This is a genomic window from Syntrophomonas wolfei subsp. methylbutyratica (assembly GCF_001570625.1).
GTDB classification, from domain to species: domain Bacteria; phylum Bacillota; class Syntrophomonadia; order Syntrophomonadales; family Syntrophomonadaceae; genus Syntrophomonas; species Syntrophomonas methylbutyratica.
Genome location: NZ_BBQT01000018.1, coordinates 17672 through 34861, shown reverse-complemented (window position 1 = coordinate 34861; position 17190 = coordinate 17672). Strand labels below are relative to the sequence as shown.

The 17190-nt window shown below is 45.8% G+C and carries 23 protein-coding genes; 21 read left to right on the top strand and 2 right to left on the bottom strand.

What is annotated here, in order from left to right; translation table 11 throughout:
- The first annotated feature begins 1 nt into the window (after position 1).
- From AWB54_RS11875 to efp, 15 genes are all read left to right on the top strand, one after another.
- Entirely contained in the window at positions 2-1054 is a 1053-nt protein-coding gene (locus AWB54_RS11875; protein WP_082736193.1) for a type IV pilus twitching motility protein PilT, read from the top strand.
- Between the two features lie 67 nt (positions 1055-1121).
- Positions 1122-2330 carry a type II secretion system F family protein gene (locus tag AWB54_RS11870; RefSeq protein ID WP_011639972.1) on the top strand — a complete coding sequence of 403 codons (1209 nt, stop codon included), beginning with the start codon at positions 1122-1124 and terminating at the stop codon, positions 2328-2330.
- Positions 2331-2411: 81 nt separating this feature from the next.
- Positions 2412-2834: a competence type IV pilus major pilin ComGC gene (locus tag AWB54_RS11865; RefSeq protein WP_011639973.1), complete on the top strand. Its 423-nt coding sequence runs from the start codon at positions 2412-2414 to the stop codon at positions 2832-2834.
- A gap of 92 nt (positions 2835-2926) precedes the next feature.
- Entirely contained in the window at positions 2927-3358 is a 432-nt protein-coding gene (locus AWB54_RS11860; protein ID WP_153014720.1) for a type IV pilus modification PilV family protein, read from the top strand.
- The gene (locus tag AWB54_RS11855; RefSeq protein WP_061214813.1) at positions 3355-3825 is read left to right on the top strand and encodes a prepilin-type N-terminal cleavage/methylation domain-containing protein; all 471 of its coding nucleotides are present in this window, start codon (positions 3355-3357) and stop codon (positions 3823-3825) included. Before AWB54_RS11860 ends, AWB54_RS11855 begins: the two co-directional genes overlap by 4 nt.
- A 52-nt stretch (positions 3826-3877) precedes the next feature.
- On the top strand, positions 3878-4390 hold the full coding sequence (locus tag AWB54_RS11850) for a PilX N-terminal domain-containing pilus assembly protein (protein WP_160328954.1): 513 nt from the start codon (positions 3878-3880) through the stop codon (positions 4388-4390).
- 53 nt (positions 4391-4443) lie between these two features.
- On the top strand, positions 4444-5190 hold the full coding sequence (locus tag AWB54_RS11845; RefSeq protein ID WP_061214811.1) for a prepilin peptidase: 747 nt from the start codon (positions 4444-4446) through the stop codon (positions 5188-5190).
- Between the two features lie 186 nt (positions 5191-5376).
- The gene (pilM, locus tag AWB54_RS11840) at positions 5377-6369 is read left to right on the top strand and encodes a type IV pilus assembly protein PilM (RefSeq protein ID WP_061214810.1); all 993 of its coding nucleotides are present in this window, start codon (positions 5377-5379) and stop codon (positions 6367-6369) included.
- Complete coding sequence (locus AWB54_RS11835; RefSeq protein WP_061214809.1) at positions 6366-6914, top strand: PilN domain-containing protein; 549 nt, start codon at positions 6366-6368, stop codon at positions 6912-6914. Before pilM ends, AWB54_RS11835 begins: the two co-directional genes overlap by 4 nt.
- A complete protein-coding gene (locus AWB54_RS11830; RefSeq protein ID WP_061214808.1) occupies positions 6911-7708 on the top strand; it encodes a hypothetical protein in 798 nt (265 codons plus the stop codon). The genes AWB54_RS11835 and AWB54_RS11830 overlap by 4 nt, the downstream gene beginning before the upstream one ends.
- A 92-nt stretch (positions 7709-7800) precedes the next feature.
- Positions 7801-9228: a TldD/PmbA family protein gene (locus AWB54_RS11825; protein ID WP_061214807.1), complete on the top strand. Its 1428-nt coding sequence runs from the start codon at positions 7801-7803 to the stop codon at positions 9226-9228.
- A gap of 9 nt (positions 9229-9237) precedes the next feature.
- Complete coding sequence (locus tag AWB54_RS11820) at positions 9238-10578, top strand: TldD/PmbA family protein (protein WP_061214840.1); 1341 nt, start codon at positions 9238-9240, stop codon at positions 10576-10578.
- Positions 10579-10602: 24 nt separating this feature from the next.
- Positions 10603-11049: a type II 3-dehydroquinate dehydratase gene (aroQ, locus tag AWB54_RS11815; RefSeq protein ID WP_061214839.1), complete on the top strand. Its 447-nt coding sequence runs from the start codon at positions 10603-10605 to the stop codon at positions 11047-11049.
- Complete coding sequence (locus tag AWB54_RS11810; protein ID WP_061214806.1) at positions 11012-12118, top strand: M24 family metallopeptidase; 1107 nt, start codon at positions 11012-11014, stop codon at positions 12116-12118. Before aroQ ends, AWB54_RS11810 begins: the two co-directional genes overlap by 38 nt.
- A 196-nt stretch (positions 12119-12314) precedes the next feature.
- Complete coding sequence (gene efp, locus AWB54_RS11805) at positions 12315-12872, top strand: elongation factor P (protein WP_061214805.1); 558 nt, start codon at positions 12315-12317, stop codon at positions 12870-12872.
- Positions 12873-12975: 103 nt separating this feature from the next.
- Here efp and AWB54_RS11800 read toward each other — a convergent pair whose 3' ends face one another.
- Together AWB54_RS11800 and AWB54_RS11795 are read right to left on the bottom strand one after the other, a co-directional pair.
- Positions 12976-13386: a PIN domain-containing protein gene (locus AWB54_RS11800; protein WP_061214804.1), complete on the bottom strand. Its 411-nt coding sequence runs from the start codon at positions 13384-13386 to the stop codon at positions 12976-12978.
- Positions 13364-13609, bottom strand: coding sequence for an AbrB/MazE/SpoVT family DNA-binding domain-containing protein (locus AWB54_RS11795; protein ID WP_061214803.1), 246 nt, complete (start codon positions 13607-13609; stop codon positions 13364-13366). Before AWB54_RS11795 ends, AWB54_RS11800 begins: the two co-directional genes overlap by 23 nt.
- Positions 13610-13874: 265 nt before the next feature.
- On the opposite strand from AWB54_RS11795, the gene AWB54_RS11790 reads away from it, so the two are divergent.
- The 6 genes from AWB54_RS11790 (at position 13875) to spoIIIAC (ending at position 17129) form a co-directional block, all read left to right on the top strand.
- On the top strand, positions 13875-14309 hold the full coding sequence (locus AWB54_RS11790) for a CD1247 N-terminal domain-containing protein (protein ID WP_061214802.1): 435 nt from the start codon (positions 13875-13877) through the stop codon (positions 14307-14309).
- 213 nt (positions 14310-14522) lie between these two features.
- The gene (locus AWB54_RS11785; protein ID WP_061214801.1) at positions 14523-14804 is read left to right on the top strand and encodes a nucleotidyltransferase family protein; all 282 of its coding nucleotides are present in this window, start codon (positions 14523-14525) and stop codon (positions 14802-14804) included.
- Complete coding sequence (locus tag AWB54_RS11780) at positions 14801-15139, top strand: HepT-like ribonuclease domain-containing protein (protein WP_061214800.1); 339 nt, start codon at positions 14801-14803, stop codon at positions 15137-15139. Before AWB54_RS11785 ends, AWB54_RS11780 begins: the two co-directional genes overlap by 4 nt.
- Positions 15140-15328: 189 nt before the next feature.
- Positions 15329-16270, top strand: coding sequence for a stage III sporulation protein AA (gene spoIIIAA, locus AWB54_RS11775; RefSeq protein WP_061214799.1), 942 nt, complete (start codon positions 15329-15331; stop codon positions 16268-16270).
- Position 16271: 1 nt separating this feature from the next.
- Positions 16272-16796, top strand: coding sequence for a stage III sporulation protein AB (locus AWB54_RS11770; protein ID WP_061214798.1), 525 nt, complete (start codon positions 16272-16274; stop codon positions 16794-16796).
- A gap of 138 nt (positions 16797-16934) precedes the next feature.
- Positions 16935-17129: a stage III sporulation protein AC gene (gene spoIIIAC / locus AWB54_RS11765; protein WP_011639991.1), complete on the top strand. Its 195-nt coding sequence runs from the start codon at positions 16935-16937 to the stop codon at positions 17127-17129.
- The last annotated feature ends 61 nt before the right edge of the window (positions 17130-17190 follow it).

Sequence of the window (17190 nt, the reverse complement as noted above, 5' to 3'; positions counted from 1 at the left end):
CTTGGCTTTTATAAAGCTAGAGGAAATATTAAAAAAAGCTGTGGAAATGGGAGCATCAGATATTCACCTTGGCTATTCCCAACCTCCATTGTATCGAGTAAATGGTCATTTAGCCTCACTGCCTGAAGATTTGCTTTTGGGTAAGGAGGAAGTCCAGAGCTTGGCCCGAGAAATTATTCCTCATAAGGGGATTATGGAAGCTTTTCAAAAACAGGGCGAGGTAGATTTTGCTTATTCAATTCCTGGAATAGCCCGGTTCCGGGTCAACCTTTTTAAACAGCGCAGCTCCTGGGCCCTGGCCATAAGAATTATACCGCTTAAGATCCCGGAATGGGATGAGTTAGGCTTGCCACCGATAGTAAGGGAACTGGCAATGCAGGAAAAAGGACTTGTCCTTATAAGCGGGAGCAGTGGGAGCGGGAAGTCCACTACTCTAGCAGCTATGATTGACCTCTTGAACCAATCCCGTAAATTCCACATTTTAACTTTAGAGGACCCTATAGAGTACTTGCATAGTAACCATAATTGCATTGTTAATCAGAGGGAAATTGGAGCTGATAGTAAGTCTTTTCCGCAGGCGCTCCGCGCAGCCTTGCGACAGGACCCGGATGTAATTATGTTGGGAGAGATGAGGGATCTGGAAACCATATCTACGACTATTACTGCGGCTGAGACTGGTCACCTGGTTCTGGCCTCGCTGCACTCAGGAACAGCAATACAGACTTTAGAACGGATAATCGATATCTTTCCCCCTCATCAACAGACCCAGTTGCGCCTACAATTAGCCAATTGCCTGCAAGGCGTTATTAATCAACAACTACTGTGTCGTGCTGATGGCAAGGGACGGATACTGGCAGTTGAAGTAATGATAGCTACTCCTGCGGTGCGTAACCTTATCCGCGAAAATAAGATACATCAGATTTATTCCTCTATGCAAACAGGTAGTTCTTTTGGGATGGTAACCATGGAAAAGGCGATGCAGGAGCTATGGCACCAAAGGCTAATAAGCGACGAAGAGGCGAGCAAGCAAGGTCTAGTTTGGGGAAGAAGTTAAACTTATTGATTTAAAACACCAGGAGGATCATTTCCTTGATCTGTTATAAAGCGGGAGTGAAGAGGCTTTGGAATTTACATATAAGGTTCGAGATTCACGGGGTAAAGTGCTAAGAGGACTGCAGGAAGCAAAAGACCGCGATTCCCTGATACGTAATCTTCTCCGGCAAGGTTATTACATCATATCTTTACAAGAAGTAAATAGAACCAGTCCGGTAATTAATAGAGAGTTATTTTCCCTTAAAGTGAGCAAGAAAGAAGTTCTTATGATTACACGGCAATTCCTGGCCATGCTTACAGCTGGTTTTTCCATCATAAAAGCTTTTAAAGTAATGGGACAAAAAAACCGCAACCGGACCTTAAAGAAGGCTTTGCTCAAAATTCATGATGATATTGAGCAGGGACAGGCACTCTGGGTGGCCCTTTCCCAGCATCCCAAAGTTTTCTCCAGCATTTATATAAACATGATTAAAGCTGGGGAAATGGGAGGTACTCTCGAGACGGTACTTAAAAACCTTAGTCATCATCTGGAAAGGGAGCAGGATATAAACGCTAAAATAAAGGCAGCTTCAATATATCCGCTAATCATAACATTAATGGCGTTGCTGGTCATATTTTTCATTATTTCCTTTATTATGCCCGCATTTGTTAATGTTTTTGCATCAGCCGGGGCAGAAATTCCCCTGCCAACACAACTGCTTTTGAATTTGGGGTTGTTTCTAAATAAGTATTGGATAGCCTTATTACTGGCCATTATAGCAATAGCTCTGATACATAGAATATGGATACAAACGAACCCGGGAAAGCAGTTTACGGATAAGTTTCTTTTGCGTCTGCCCCTCTGGGGAACTTTTTTATCCCGAATAATAGCGGCTCATTTTGCCCGAATTATGGCCATTCTCTTACAGGCAGGAATCCCTATTCTACAAGCACTGGAAGTGGCCGGAGGAGTGGTGGGAAATGAAGTGGTTATCCAGGCTATACGACAGGCCGGGCGGGAGATAAGCGAAGGCAAATCCATCAGCGTACCTCTAGAGGCTACGGCTATTTTTGATACCATGTTTGCCCAGATGATAGCAATAGGCGAAGAAAGCGGGAGCCTGGATAGCATGTTTGCCCAAATAGCAGATTACTATGAACAAGAAGTAATATATACGATTAATATACTGCTGGCTGCGGTAGAGCCTGTTATGATCATATTTGTCGCTATACTGGTAACGGGAATCATAATTGCCACTATTCTTCCTGTTTTTGACCTAATGAAGATTATGGCCTGAGTGTTGTAGCTTGCGGGAATAAAAAGAGGGGGATGGAGCTTGGCCATAAAGCCATTTAATTGAGAGGAAAGAGGGGATAGTATGCTCAAATTCTTGGATTTGGGCCAGCGAAAAGTTGGAGAAAAAGGTTTCACCCTGGTGGAATTAATCCTGGTAATGGCTATCGTAGGTATTTTAGCTGGACTGGCAGTGCCCCGTTTCACAGGTGTTTTAGAAACGGCCAAGGAAAAAGCTGATGAGGCTAATAAGAAGATAATAAGAGAAGCCGCCGAACTCTGGTATATGCAGACTGGACAAACTGGGAAAATACCGGAAAATGGAAACGCGGTTCCGCTTTCCAATGATACTTTTTTTAGAGCAGAAGGCCAAACGGGAGAAAAGCTGGTACCGGATTTTCTCAAAGAGATTCCCGAGAACCCAATGGATACAGGTGAATATAGATTAAAGATTGATGAGGGTGGTAAGGCAATAGTAACTCATGCTAAGGATACGGCAAAAGATTAAAAACAACTGTTGCAATGCTTATTACTTTTGCCAGGAAAATTAAAAATAGTAGCGCTTAGCTCTAATTATAGCTAAGAAATGGAGTCTGGTTTATGTCGAGAAAGATACAACGAAGTTGGCCAGGTCAGGAAGCTATGACTCTCTTGGAGGTGCTGTTGGCCCTGGTCATCTTTACCATAATAAGCAATATGGCCCTGGCTATATTTTCAACTGCAACGATATGGATAAAGCATTCCCGTTATGAAAGCACAGCCACATATTATGCTGCTTCTTTGCTGGAAGAATTGCGGGAAAAGCCGGAAAAGATAAAGAGTGTTTCAATGGCAGAGCCGGAGATATTGGGCTTGGGGGAAGGATATACGCCCGCTATTCCGCCGGGGATTAGCGCTCGGATTGATATGGAAAAGGTTGACGCTTTGGATAGACTTTATCGCATTCGGGTAACCCTTTCTTGGTATGAAGGAGAGCAAAAGCAAAAGCTCTGCCTGCTGACAATGATGAGAAAAGGAGAGAGCGGGTTGTGAATAGATACAGCTCACAAGGCTTTACCCTGCTGGAAGTGCTGCTGGCCCTGAGCCTGGTTTCTCTGGTAGGCTCTGGTCTATTTTTGCTTAACTGGCTGATGTTTACTGGCAGTGAAAGACAATCTGCCGCCTGTGAAGCTCATCATTATGCGCGAACGGCAATGCAGTGGATTACCCGGGATATTCTTTCTTCCTGTCCGCCGCAAGGAGGTAGCAGTTTAAATAGTGACCAACTAATACTACATTTACCTGTAGAGGGAAAGCCAGCAGAAGAAATCCATTATTTTCTCCACAGCAATAACCTGCGGCGAAACAACCTGGCTCTGGTACAAAATATTAACTATTTAAACTTTCAATCTAGTTCGGATTCCGATTTAATCACAATCACCGTGGAATCTTCTGTAAATAATGAAATTTACCGTCTTAGTATTGCAGTTCGCTCCCGTATCAGCACTATTCCAGAGTAATAGGGAACTGGAGATGGTAAAGGAGAAGTCTTTGCAGGAGGGATTGGGAATAATGACAGCTCTTAAGAATGAGGATGGAGCTCTCATGCTTATGGCCTTAATGGTAATGTTGCTTTGCACTATTTGGGGAATCGCTACAATAGAGCTGGCCAGTATGGAAAAGAAACTGAGTTTTTATCTATTTCAATCACAACAGGCCCAACAAACTGCCGATGGCGGGGTCGAATGGGCCATAGAAGAAATATGGCATAGAGGCTTGCCGGCTGAATTTGAGGAAGAAGTTGCTATCTCAGATGGTATAAAAGCCCGGATTAAAGTTACAGAAAAATCTGAGGAGTTTGACTGTAGCCCGGCTAATTTAGAGAGCAATAACGATGAACCCCAGGAAGATGAGCTCCAGGAAAACAAGAAGAAAAAGTGCCGCTATTGCTTAACCTCAACCGCTGTTTATAACCAGGCGAAAAAGAAGCTAAAAGTGAAACTGCTATATACCTATACCGCTAGCAGTCCGCAGCCCTATGAGAGCGCAGTAATAGAATACTACTGCCTGGAAACAGATAGTTAAAAACCTCCGACTTCCGAAACTCCAGGTATCCGAGGGAAAATAGGTGTTATTATATGTGCTATTATTTGTTTATGGTCATATTTTTTCTGCTCCTGGCTTCTTTCCTAAATGTAGTCATTTATCGACTTCCCCGGGGAGAATCTCTTCTCTACCCCTCCAGTCACTGTCCTGCCTGCGGTCATAGACTATATCCTCTTGACCTCCTGCCGTTGCTTAGCTTCATCCTTTTGCGCGGAAAATGCCGCTATTGCCGAGAAAGTATCCCGGCTCAGTATTTACTGGTGGAAATAATTACCCCTATTCTCTGGATGCTGGTTTTTCTAAAATGGGAATTCTCTATGCAAACACTCAGCGGGGTGGTATTAACCGCCATCCTGGTAGCCAGTGCCTTTACCGACATTAATGAAGGTATTATCCCTGACACTTTAAGCTTCACCGGGCTTTTATTGGGTTTGGGCCTGGGTTTTGCCACCATAGGTATTAAGCAATCACTTTTGGGAGCTATGGGTTTTGGCCTCATATTTCTTTTTATAGCTCTAATCTCCCGTGGGGGCATGGGTGGAGGGGATATAAAACTGGCTGCGCTTATAGGTGCATTTACTGGTTTTCCGGGAGCCCTAATGGTTATTCTTATCTCATCCTGGCTCGGGGCATTGTGGGCTGTAGTGTTATTAATACAGGGCCGGGCGGGGCTTAAGACAGCTATCAAGTTTGCTCCCTTTCTCGCTATAGCCGCCTGGTTGGTATGGATGTATCAAATAGAATTAATAAGCTTTTATCCGATGACTAACTCGCTCTAAGACTCCCGCCTCTATAAGCGGGAGTAAGAGCGACTGAGTCTCTGGATAAGAGCGACTAAGCTTCAGATGGAGTTAAAACTCCACCTGAAGCAAGTCTTACTTTACAGGGATATGCTTGGGAGACTTTGCTAAAACGCCAAAAGTAGGAAGCAGGCAATTAGTGATAATGAAGGGGGAGGTATAGTCATGCTTTTCCGGGTGGCTGGAACTGGTTTAGATATAGGTAGTAAGAAAATCAAGCTGGCCAGGGTAAAAAAAGCCAAAAAAGGCTTGGAACTAATGGATTTTGCCTCAATGCCAACACCGAATGGGGTAATAGAGCATGGTAAGATTATAGCTCCTATAGAACTAGGGAAAGCAATTTCCCAACTGGTCAAGGAGATGGGCTGGAAAGGTCAAAAGGTTATATCAGCCTTATCCGGTCAAGAAATATTCTTTGATAACTTTATTTTGCCGCGGATGAATAGGAGGGAAAGCAGGAAGGCAGCCCTGTACCAGTCCGCTTCATTCCTCCCTTTTCCTCTGGATGAAGCAGCCTTCGATATTTTTTTCTTAAGGGAAATAGACAACAGCGAAGGTCGCAAAAGGGAAGTGTTTTTCGCAGCCGCGCAAGGCCTGCAGGTGGAGCATTTAAAGAAGGTCTGTACCCTGGCCGGGTTACGACTGACAGTAGTAGAAGTTCCCGCTCTGGCCCTCAACCGGCTTTGGAATAGCAACAACGAAAAAGATTTAACGGTTTTTTTAAATATCGGGTATTCATATGCTTGTTTTTCCGTTTTCCAGCAGCAAAAACTTCTCTTCCAGAGGAGCTTTGCTTCTTTCTTGGAGGGGATGATAGATATTCTGGGTGACAATATATTATTGGAAGAAGCGGATATGACAGAGAACCTTCAACTTCAAGAGCTTATGGAGGAATTTTTAGCCAGGGTAAAGCAAACGCTTAGTCTATTGCAGCGACAAGAAAGAGAAAAGATAATCGGGCAAATTTTTTTGTGTGGTGGAGGAGCCAGGCTTAAGGGTTTGGCAGGGTATTTAAGTATGATGCTGAATGTTATAGTATCAACGCTCAATCTACCTGCTACTTTGGCTTTACCCCCCAGCTTCGATCAGTATAGGCAGGAATTAAGCTGCGATTTTCCCGTAGCAATAGGATTGGCTAGCCGGGGGGTATTGGGATGAGGCATCGTTCCTGGATATCTATCAATCTACTCAATCAAGAAGGGGTTAAGGCGCAGAAAGCAGCATATATCCTGGGGCTCACGCTGCTTTTACTCCTGAGCGGGGGGATGTATTACTTTTACCAGTCAGCTCATGAGGAAATGTTGGTACAGCAAAAGCTAAATATAAATCTGGAAGCAAGAGCCAAAGAGCTATCACCCATAGCTCGTGCGGGAAGAATGGAAGAAAAGAACGAGGAAAATTCCTGGCGTAAACGAAAGTTCCTGGAGGAGACCCGCCTGCAGCAGATATCCTATGTTGCTGTTTTTAAGGAAATAGAGAGAAGTCTTCCCCCGGGTATATTGCTGCTGGGAATAGAGATGGAAAAGGGGAGAATTGCAATTCAAGGCTATGCTGCGGACAACCAGGAACTCTCTTCCTTAATGGCCGGATTTAGAGAAAAAAGCTCCTTTGGAAATCCGCTGCTGCTTTCTTCCAGCCTGGATGAAAATAAAGAAGAAATAGAGTTCAGGGTAGAAATAAACTGGGGGGAAGAAGCAGATTGAAATTGTCAAAACGCGAAATAGTCTTAAGCTGTTTTCTGGGATTTATGGTTATAATATATCTTTATAACCGCTTTTGCTTGATACCATTAGAAGAGAAAACTGAGCGATTAAGGGATGAGAACCAGGCTTGGCAGATCAGAATCCAAGAAGATGAAAAACTTATCCAGAGCCATATAGAGCACAATAGTGCTTATAATTCACTGCCAAAAGAAAGCGATAACATGGAAATCGCCGTCCCCTCCTCCCCATGTATTCCCGAAATATTAAGCTTTTTAGATATTAGCGCAAAAAAAAATGGAATTAGCATAATAGCACTAAGATATTCACTGCTCGGAAGCGTTGCCGGGCAGAAAGAAAAGACCGGGCAAAGTTCGAAAGAGGAAGTAAAGTTTCAAGAATTGGAGTTAAGGATTAGTGCCAAAGGAACTTACCCGCGCCTGCTCAACTTTATATCTGCCATAGAAGAATCTCCACGTGTTTTTGTTATAAAACAGTGCAAAATGTCCAGCAATCGGGTGCAAGCAGCAAAAGAAGCCACAGCCCAGACGGAAAGCCAGGAGGAAAAAGACAAAAGCCAACACCAATATGTGAGTGAAGAGGAAAAAATACCCCCGGCTCCCTCAGTACAAAGCCTTCAAAGTTCTACGGCTCGTGAAGTTGAAGATATAGTCTTAAGCCTTTCTCTTTCCTCTTTCTTTGACCAGAGTGCGCTGCCTTTGCTGGTTGAGGAAAAAGAGGATAATGTCTATTCCCAGCTCCAGGGACTTCGCAATCCTTTTTTCCGGGCTGATTAAATCTATGGAATGATTACCCATAGCCTTTTGGAGTAGAATGAAAATTAGGATATAATGGGATGGGAAATAAAGAAAGAAGCAGGAGGAAACCTATGTTAGAAAAATCCGTACTGCAGAGGGTTTTGGATGAAGCTATGAAAAAGGGCGGCGACTTGGCCGAGCTTTATTATGAAGAAAAACAAATGAGTCAAGTAATCTATGAAGATGAGCGGGTGGATAAAATCACCAGCGGCCGGGAAAAAGGGGTCGGCATCCGGGTGATTAAAGAGGGCAACACCGCTTATGTATATACCAGTGATTTATCGGAAGAAGGGCTTTTAAAAGCTGCATCAACCGCCGGCAAGTCACTGGGAAAGGCCGGGCCAGTCCAGGAAAAAGCCATATCCCTGTCCGGCCAAGAGCCAGGTATTGGCCGAACATCCCGGGATTTGCTAGGGGACTTCACTTATCCGGACAAGATTAACCAGCTTTTAGCGGCCAATCAGGCAGTGCGGGATTTGGGGGAGGAAATACGCCAGGTTACCATGGCTCTAAGCGATATCCATAAGGAGATACAGATAGCCAACAGTGATGGCGAGCTGTTGGAAGACGCTTATTCCCGGGTTCGGCTGAGTGTTAATGCGGTAGCCAGCCGGAACGGGCTTATACAAAGCGCCTATGAATCAGCCGGGGCTGTTTCCGGTTGGGAAATACTTGATAAAATAGACTTTGTTGCTATGGCGGAAAAAGCCGGTAGATTAGCCTTGAAGATGCTCTCCGCTGCACCCGCTCCGGCGGGGAGTATGCCGGTGGTACTGGCCGGCGAGGCCGGCGGCACCATGGTGCACGAAGCTTGTGGTCACGGCTTGGAAGCCGATTTGCTGCAAAAGGGGCTTTCCGTCTACCAGGGAAAATACGGAGAGATGGTAGCGGCCCCTGGGGTGACGGTTATTGATGATGCTACTCTGGAGGGGCATTATGGGAGTTTCCGCATGGATGATGAAGGGCAGGCGGCCGAGCGCAGTGTTTTAATCCGAGATGGTGAATTGCAGGGATTTATGTATGACCGCTTAACGGCCAGCCAGGAAAAGAAGGATTCCAGCGGTAACGGGCGGCGGGAATCCTACCAGCATAAACCTATACCGCGGATGAGCAATACTTTTATTGCCCCGGGTCGGGAGGAAGCGGAAAAGATAATAAAAGCCACTCCCCGGGGCTTGCTGGTTAAAAAAATGGGTGGTGGGCAGGTTAATACCATCAATGGCGATTTTGTCTTTGATGTTCAGGAGGCCTACCTTATTGAAGCTGGGGAAATAAAAGAAGCGGTGCGGGGGGCAACCCTTACCGGCAATGGACCCCGGGTGCTCAGGGATATTGATATGCTGGGGAATGACCTGGGTTTTACTATCGGGGTCTGCGGCAAGGAGGGCCAGGGGGTGCCGGTATCCGATGGCCAGCCTACCATGCGTATAAAAGAACTCACTGTTGGCGGTACGGCCAGCCCTGGCGGTCCTCAAATGAAGAAGATAAGAAGGAAGTAGGTGGGAGCAATGGAAGATCTTTTGCGGGAGGCGGGAGAAAAAGCCTTGAAAGCAGCGCATAAGAAAGGGATGCAAGCGGAGGTCTTTCTTTCCCAGCAGCGCAGCATGAACTTGGAATTACGCGATGGGCAGGTGGAAACCCTAAAACAGGCGGAAGAAAAGGGACTGGGCCTGCGCCTGCTGAATGCCGGACGCCTGGCTTTTGTTTACAGCGCGGATTTGTCTGCGGAGGCGATTGAGCAAGCCGTAAATGATGCTATGGACATCTCCCGCTATACTCCGGCGGATAAATGGAACTCATTTCCAGCCGGTCCCTATCTTTACTCTACTATGGAACTATATGATGAAAATATTCCCGTAAGCCGCTTGGAGGAAAAAATAGAAATGGCGCAAGCCGCAGAAGAAGCTGCCCGCCGCAGTGATAAAAGGGTTAAGCTTATTGAAAAATCCGGCTATGAGGAGGGGGAATGTACTTCCCTTTTGATGAACAGCCACGGTCTTTATGCCTGGGGAAAAGCCAATTACGCCCTGTTATATCTTTCTCTGGCAGCCCGGGAGGATGATGAATCCCAGAGCGGTTTTTCCGTGATGATAAAAAGAAAGATAAAGGACCTGGAAGCGGGAGCGGTGGGGCAGGAAGCAGCCATGAGGGCGGTGAGGGGCTTGAAATCCCGCCGTATTGATTCGGCCTCCCTGCCCTGCATAATCGAACCCTATGTTATGGCCCGTTTCCTGGGTCTTATTGCCCATTTGGTGAGTGCGGAAGCGGTACAAAAAGGCAAGTCGCTTCTGGCCGGAAAAATAGGGGAGAAGATGGCTTCCGGGGTTTTATCCATCAGCGATGATGCTACCCTGGGTGAGGGTTTGGGGAGCTTTCCCTTTGATGGCGAAGGAGTGCCCAGCCGTAGAACCTCGGTAATCAAGGATGGGGTTTTAATGACTTATCTCTATGACCACTACAGCGCCTGCAAGGCCGGAGTGGAATCAACCGGCCACGGCCGGCGGGCTTCGTTTCGCCACCTGCCCGCAGTGGGCAGCAGCAATTTTATCCTGGAAGCGGGGGAGGAGAGCCCGGAGCAGATGATTGCCGGGGTGGATAAGGGCCTTTATATAACTGAAATAATGGGCCTGCATACAGCCAATCCGGTTTCCGGGGATTTTTCATTGGGTGCGGCCGGCTTGCTGATTGAAAAAGGCGCCTTAAGCTACCCGGTGAGGGGAATTACCATTGGAGGCAACCTGCTGGATTTTTTGCAAAATATCGATGCGGTGGGGAATGACCTGCGCTCCTTCGGGGCCCGCTTTGCTCCCAGTGTGCGTTTGCGTTCTTTAAGTGTGGCCGGAAATTAGGGAGGTAAAAATTTGAACTTGAAAATGTGCTTCATCAATGGCCCTAACTTGAATATGCTGGGGATGCGCGAACCGGAAATATACGGAAAGAGCAGCCTGGCCGAGATAGAAAAAGAAATGCGAATTCTGGCGCGGCAGCAGGGAGCGGAGATTGACTTCTTCCAGTCCAATCATGAAGGGAAGATAGTCGATTACATACAGGAAGCCAGAGGTCGTTTTGATTGCATATTGATAAATGCCGGGGCCTTTTCCCATTACAGTATTGCTATATACGATGCCTTGAAGGCGGTAGAAATTCCGGTGATAGAAATACATCTATCCAATATTTATGCCCGGGAGAGTTTCCGGCAACAGTCCTTGATTTCCCCGCTGGCGGTGGGAGGGGTTTTCGGCTTCGGGGCCTTGAGTTATAAAATGGCTTTTTTAGCCGCTTGTGAGCTTTTGGCCGCCGGACAAAAAGGAAAGGGATGATAGTATTTTTGCCGAACGGCTGCTCAGATTATATAAGCTGCTGGAAGAGAAGGAAATAGAGGCCTTACTGGTGAGCAAGGGAGAGAATATTCGCTACCTGTCAGGGTTTACCGGGGGAAGTGATGCCCGCTTGCTGATTTCCCCCGGGGAAAAATATATATTGACCGATTCTCGTTACCAGGAACAGGCAGAGCGGGAATGCCCGGACTGGCAACTGCGGGAGGAGAAGCCGCCCGGGCTAAAGCAATTGGCGGAACTGAGCCAGGCTTATAAAAGAATCGGGGTGGAAGCCCATGCTATCAGCTACAGTTTTTTTATGGAGCTGCAACAGTCCCTGAAAAGCGATTTACAGCCCGTATCCCAATTGGTTGAGGGACTGCGTCAGGTAAAAGACGAGACGGAGCTAAAGCTTATCCGCGAGAGCGCCCGGATAGCTGATACGGTGTTCAGTGATATTTGCTTAAAGCTTAAACCGGGGATAAGTGAACGCGATATAGCCAGCGAAATCGTCTATCTTTTACGACAAAAGGGTTGTGATAAGGAGTCATTTGATGTTATTGTAGTATCGGCAGAAAATGCAGCTTTACCCCATGGTCAGCCAGGAAATCGCCGGTTGGCCTCCGGGGACATGGTAACCCTGGATTTTGGCGGTTTTTATGAGGGTTATACCGCTGATATGAGCAGGACCATAGCTATTTCTAAAGCTTCAGCCCGTTTGCAGGAGCTTTATCAAGCTCTGCTGCTGGCCCAGGAAAAGGGAATAACCATGGTGAGAGCAGGACAATCCTGCCGGGAGATCGACCGGGCCGTACGGGAAAAGCTCAAAGCCTTTGGATTGGATCCGTATTTTATCCATGGCACGGGTCACGGTCTCGGCCTGGAAATCCATGAACAGCCCCGGCTCTCTCCTTTGAGTGAAGCCGTACTGGAAGAAAATATGGTGGTTACCATTGAGCCTGGAATTTACATAGCGGGTTGGGGAGGACTACGCATAGAGGACAGCGTAATAGTAAAAGACAGCTATGGCGAAGTTATAACCCGTTCCGATAAAAAGCTGCTGGTTTTTTAAGTCGTCGGGCGTCAGAGATATATCAAGGGGACGATTTTCACTAATTTATTGTAATATAATAAGGATTTGTAAGAGTAAAAAAGTGTATCTTTGGAGTCATGGGGGGTCAAGATGTTAATGGAGGGATAATAGTTTCAAAACAGTTTCCCCCGGTAGATAAAGCATTCTGGTATTCTAAGATATATGGAGGGATAGGATGATTTCAGTTAATGATTTTAAAACCGGAGTTACCATCGAACTGGAGGGGCAGGCTTTTCAAGTGGTGGAATTCATGCATGTCAAACCAGGCAAGGGTTCTGCCTTCGTAAGGGCCAAGCTGAAAAATGTCAAGACCGGCGGGACCGTGGAAAAGACCTTCCGTGGCGGGGAAAAGGTGCCCCGGGCTCACCTGGACAAGCGAGAAATGCAATATCTGTACAATGATGGCGAAGGCTATGTTTGCATGGATACGGAGAATTATGAACAGATTTCCATCAGCAAGGAGAGTATCGGTGAGGGTGCCAAATGGTTGATGGAAAATATGATTATCGGGGTTCTCTTTTTCCAGGGTAATATAATAGGCGTGGATTTGCCTAATTTCGTTGAGATGCTGGTAGTTGATACGGAACCGGGAGTAAAAGGTGATACGGCCACCGGAGCAGTTAAAAATGCCACCCTGGAAAGCGGGGCGGTAGTACAAGTACCTCTATTTGTAAATGCCGGCGACCGCCTGCGCATCGATATACGCACTGGTGAATATATGGAGAGGGTGTAAGACCCTCTTCCTTAATTTATAGGTATAGGCATTTTTACCAAAGCAATATAACGGTGTAATTCCTCCTTTTCGGAGTGATATGGGGACGGGGTTGTTGACACATTTAGGGTTCCAGCCGTACGATATCTGGAATCCTCCCGAAATCCTTATCATAGGAATAAATCTGCCGGTTGCCTCTGGCCAGCATTTGGGCAGCGACAAAGGCATCGGTCCAATCAATATTCTTATCTGCATAAAAATTCAATGCTTGCCGGGCGATCTCCTTGCTGTAAAAGCGCATACCTTTAAGGGCCAGCAGGGGCAGTAACATTTCGCGTATTTCCAGATGGGATTGGTGATAGAAACTTTGCAGAGTCCAAACAATATCAGCTAAAACCAAATCAGGCATAAGTACCCGCTCTTCTCCGCTTTCTAAACGTTTTAATAATTTTTCGCAAGCAGATGCCATTTCTTCTACATCGTTAGTGAGATAGCGCAGAATGATATTGGCATCAATAATCTTTATACCGTTCATTGGCTTTGTCCTCCATAACCTTTTCTCGAATTCCGGCGAAATCCTGGGGGCCTTCTACCTTAATGATTCCGCGCAGGGCTTCAATACCGTCGTTTACAGGTTTTATCTTCAACTCTCCGTTTTCCATAACAAACCTAACCTGGCTGCCGCCAGAAATATTGAGACTTTTTCTAAATTCGGCTGGAATAGTAATCTGACCCTTGCTGGATACACGACTCATCATAGCCATACACCCCTTTTCATTCTTTACTTTGTTTTCATAGTAAAGGATATCTGAGCTATTGTAAAGCGATTGTTGAAGATCAATTCAGCCGCCTTTAGTATAATCCAAATCGGATGAAAATTTATCATTAGTTGGTTGTTAAATTAGTTATTTAATAGCATTTTTACCAAAGCAATATAACGGTGTAATTCCTCCTTTTCGAGTAAATACTAAGCTAAACACTTAATGTTGAAGCCAGGTATATTTAGAAAGGAGGATTTGTTTTTTGCAAGATATTTCGGAAAAAGTCAGCTACCTGCAGGGACTGAGTGAAGGACTGAACATAAGGGAAGGCAGTCCGCAAGGGAAAATAATAAGCGGCATATTGAGTGTACTGGATGAAATCGCCGAATCCTTTTTAGTTATGCAGGATCGCTTTGATGAACTGCAAGAATATGTAGAAAGCATGGATACAGATTTACAGGAACTGGAGGAAAAATGGAGTGAGGGACTGGATTTTGCAGAAGAAATCCGTTGCTCCCATTGTGGCGAACTCATCTGTTTTGACCCTGAAGTTCTGGATGATGAGGATGTGATGGAAATAATCTGTCCCTATTGCGATGAAGTGGTTTTTGTCAATGATGGTTCTTTTGATTACCAGCCTTCATTTATTGGGGACGAAAAAGGAGAAAACGAAGAGCATTCCGGCGCACCGATCTAAGGTCCATTTACAACGAGGTGAAGTTTGTAAAAACTAGATTTAAGCTGCAGGAGAGAGTAGTCGACAGATGAACACTCTCTCCTTTTGCTTAAAGCTATTTTGTTTTGAAAATAGTAAGATAATCAAGATAGCATTGTATCTTTGCGATAAAATATGATTATAATGAAGCAAGAGGTCTATTGGAATTGCTGTCTTAAATTTGGAGGTAACAGAATGAATCCAGCTGATTGCATCCGACAACATATGCCGGAATTAAGAAATGAGTACCTGGTTTCCAAAATTGGCATTTTTGGTTCATTTGCTCGGGGCGAGGCAAGCAATGCGAGTGATGTTGATGTACTGGTTGAGTTCAGCCGACCGGTTGATATATTTCATTTCATAGGACTACAGGATCGTCTGGCGGAAATCCTTGGACGACAGGTAGATCTTGCTACTATTCGCGCACTAAAACCTTTAATTAAGGAACAGATACTTCGAGAGGTGCTATACTTATGACGCGAGATCTAAGATTATATCTTCAGGATATTGTTGATTCCATTGAGAAGATTCAACGCTATACCGAAAACATGACATTTGCAGAATTTGAACTTAACAATATGGCAATAGATGCTGTAATCAGGAATTTTGAGATCATTGGTGAAGCAGCCGGGCGTTTACCGGATGAATTATATGATAAAAATCCGGAAATTCCATGGCATAAAATGAAAGCTATGCGAAATATCATGGCGCACGAGTATTTTCGTGTTGATCTTGAGATTATTTGGAATACGGCCCGGGAATCCCTACCTCCACTGGCCGAAAAAATAATGTATCTTTCTAGATTAATGTAACTATTATCCTTAATTCTTCACCTCTTTAACAGCTTACCCTTCACCCTGCATTTAAAGGAAAATAATTCCCCTCCTTGATTTTACTGGCATAAAATGCGGTACAAGCCAATATTTATTCTTAAGGAGCTTTCATAGTGAGCTTTCAACAAGTTACGGATGGTCAAGATCTTGCGACAGGTGGTGTTTCAGGTGGATGGTCAGGCGCTGAAGCAGGCCGTTACCCCTTATTTTGCCGGAGTATTGCATGAGGGCTTGTCCAGGCTGAAGGCGGAAGCATACCAGGACATGGAGGAAATTCGCCTGCGTGCGGCTCAACCCTTGCTATTAAAAATAGGGGAAAGTGAATGGGGCTTGACTTCGCGGGGCGAGTTGACGAAAAAATTGCCGGAAGCTATAAACGCCACTCGGGAAGACCTTTATCGTACCATAGCCTCCATAAGCGATAATTCGCTTTATGCTTTTGAAGAAGAAATAAGAAGAGGCTTTATTACTATCCCCGGGGGGCATCGAGTGGGACTGGCCGGACAGGTGATCGTACAGGCCGCAGGGATAAAGGGCATTAAGGAGTTTTCCTCCATCTGTTTTCGCCTGGCCCGGGAAAAAAAAGACTGCGCCCGGGCGATTCTGCCCCATATTATGTCAACCGGGACTATTGTTAATACCCTCATAATATCACCACCCCGCTGCGGCAAGACCACCATTCTGCGCGATATTGCCCGCAGTATTTCCACGGGCAGCCCGGCCTGTCCGCCCCATAATATTGCGATAATCGATGAACGTTCGGAAATTGCCGGGACTCACCGGGGATTGGCCCAGCTGGATGTGGGCTTGCGCAGTGATGTTCTTGATGCTTGTCCCAAGGCCTGGGGAATGATGATGGCTATACGTTCCCTTTCCCCTCAGGTGTTAATTGCCGATGAGATAGGGCGCAAGGAAGATGTGGAAGCCCTGCGGGAATGTGTAAATTCCGGAGTAGCAGTAATTTGCAGTATACATGCCCGCAATTCGGAGGAACTGTCGAAACGGCCCTTGATAAAACAACTATTGTCCCAGGGGGCTTTTCGCCTGGGAGTGGTATTATCCCGGCGTAATGGGCCGGGCACAGTAGAAGAGATTATAAGGTGGGATTAAGGTGCTGGGATTGAAGATAATGGGGGCAGCTTCCATAATTACCGGCTTTGGCTGCTGGGGTTTAAACGCCGCCCGGCGCATGGACAGAAGGGTGGAACAATTGCAAGAGCTTAGACTGGCTCTGGGCTTTTTGGAAAAGGAAATAAGCTGCGTCTACAGCCCCCTTTCCCAGGCCCTGGCAAAAACCGCTGATTTTTCTCGACCCCCGGTTTCCTATCTCTTTGCCACAAGCTCCGGCCTTTTACAGGAGAAAACCGGCATTACCGCCGCTGAAGCCTGGAATGCAGGGATTGAAGGATTGCGCCTTCACTCTGACCTGCAAGAAATGGAAATGGGATTAATGGCTACAGCTTCACTGCAATTGGGTATTTCTGATGCCAGTCAGCAGAAAAAGCTATTGACCCTGCTGCAGGAAGAACTAGCTTTACTGGAACAAAAGGCTATGCAACAAGCAGAAGGCGCTCGCAAAATGTGGACTTACAGCGGTTTTATATTAGGAGCTATGATAGTCTTGCTGCTTATTTGATGGTGCCAGGCACTTAAGTTGTTAAGTTATTGCCAGGTATAGGGGTCTCCATACGAATTACATCAGATATCTAACGACTAATAACTGTTATTCCCGATGTCTTACGCCTGATGACTTACGACCAAAATGGAGGTTTTTATGGATGTAGATATCATTTTTAGAGTGGCCGGCATTGGAATTTTAATATCGGTTCTTTCCATAGTCTTAAAACAAGCTAAAAAGGAAGAACAGGCCGAGATGTTAACCCTGGCCGGAGTAGTGGTGGTTTTGATAATTGTCGTTCAATTGATGAACCAGCTCTTCTCAGTGGTCAGATCTGTCTTTAGCCTGTGAGGACAGCCCTTTTTTATCAGCAAGCTCACTGATTTTGGCCTTGCATGGAACGGTACATACC

Bases quoted from the DNA above. Each gene is read 5' to 3' on its own strand.
- AWB54_RS11865 (WP_011639973.1), top strand. From the start codon at position 2,412: ATGCTCAAATTCTTGGATTTGGGCCAGCGAAAAGTTGGAGAAAAAGGT.
- AWB54_RS11860 (WP_153014720.1), top strand. From the start codon at position 2,927: ATGTCGAGAAAGATACAACGAAGTTGGCCAGGTCAGGAAGCTATGACT.
- AWB54_RS11850 (WP_160328954.1), top strand. From the start codon at position 3,878: ATGACAGCTCTTAAGAATGAGGATGGAGCTCTCATGCTTATGGCCTTA.
- AWB54_RS11845 (WP_061214811.1), top strand. From the start codon at position 4,444: ATGTGCTATTATTTGTTTATGGTCATATTTTTTCTGCTCCTGGCTTCT.
- pilM (WP_061214810.1), top strand. From the start codon at position 5,377: ATGCTTTTCCGGGTGGCTGGAACTGGTTTAGATATAGGTAGTAAGAAA.
- AWB54_RS11835 (WP_061214809.1), top strand. From the start codon at position 6,366: ATGAGGCATCGTTCCTGGATATCTATCAATCTACTCAATCAAGAAGGG.
- AWB54_RS11825 (WP_061214807.1), top strand. From the start codon at position 7,801: ATGTTAGAAAAATCCGTACTGCAGAGGGTTTTGGATGAAGCTATGAAA.
- AWB54_RS11820 (WP_061214840.1), top strand. From the start codon at position 9,238: ATGGAAGATCTTTTGCGGGAGGCGGGAGAAAAAGCCTTGAAAGCAGCG.
- aroQ (WP_061214839.1), top strand. From the start codon at position 10,603: ATGTGCTTCATCAATGGCCCTAACTTGAATATGCTGGGGATGCGCGAA.
- efp (WP_061214805.1), top strand. From the start codon at position 12,315: ATGATTTCAGTTAATGATTTTAAAACCGGAGTTACCATCGAACTGGAG.
- AWB54_RS11800 (WP_061214804.1), bottom strand. From the start codon at position 13,386: ATGAACGGTATAAAGATTATTGATGCCAATATCATTCTGCGCTATCTC.
- AWB54_RS11795 (WP_061214803.1), bottom strand. From the start codon at position 13,609: ATGATGAGTCGTGTATCCAGCAAGGGTCAGATTACTATTCCAGCCGAA.
- AWB54_RS11785 (WP_061214801.1), top strand. From the start codon at position 14,523: ATGAATCCAGCTGATTGCATCCGACAACATATGCCGGAATTAAGAAAT.
- AWB54_RS11780 (WP_061214800.1), top strand. From the start codon at position 14,801: ATGACGCGAGATCTAAGATTATATCTTCAGGATATTGTTGATTCCATT.
- spoIIIAC (WP_011639991.1), top strand. From the start codon at position 16,935: ATGGATGTAGATATCATTTTTAGAGTGGCCGGCATTGGAATTTTAATA.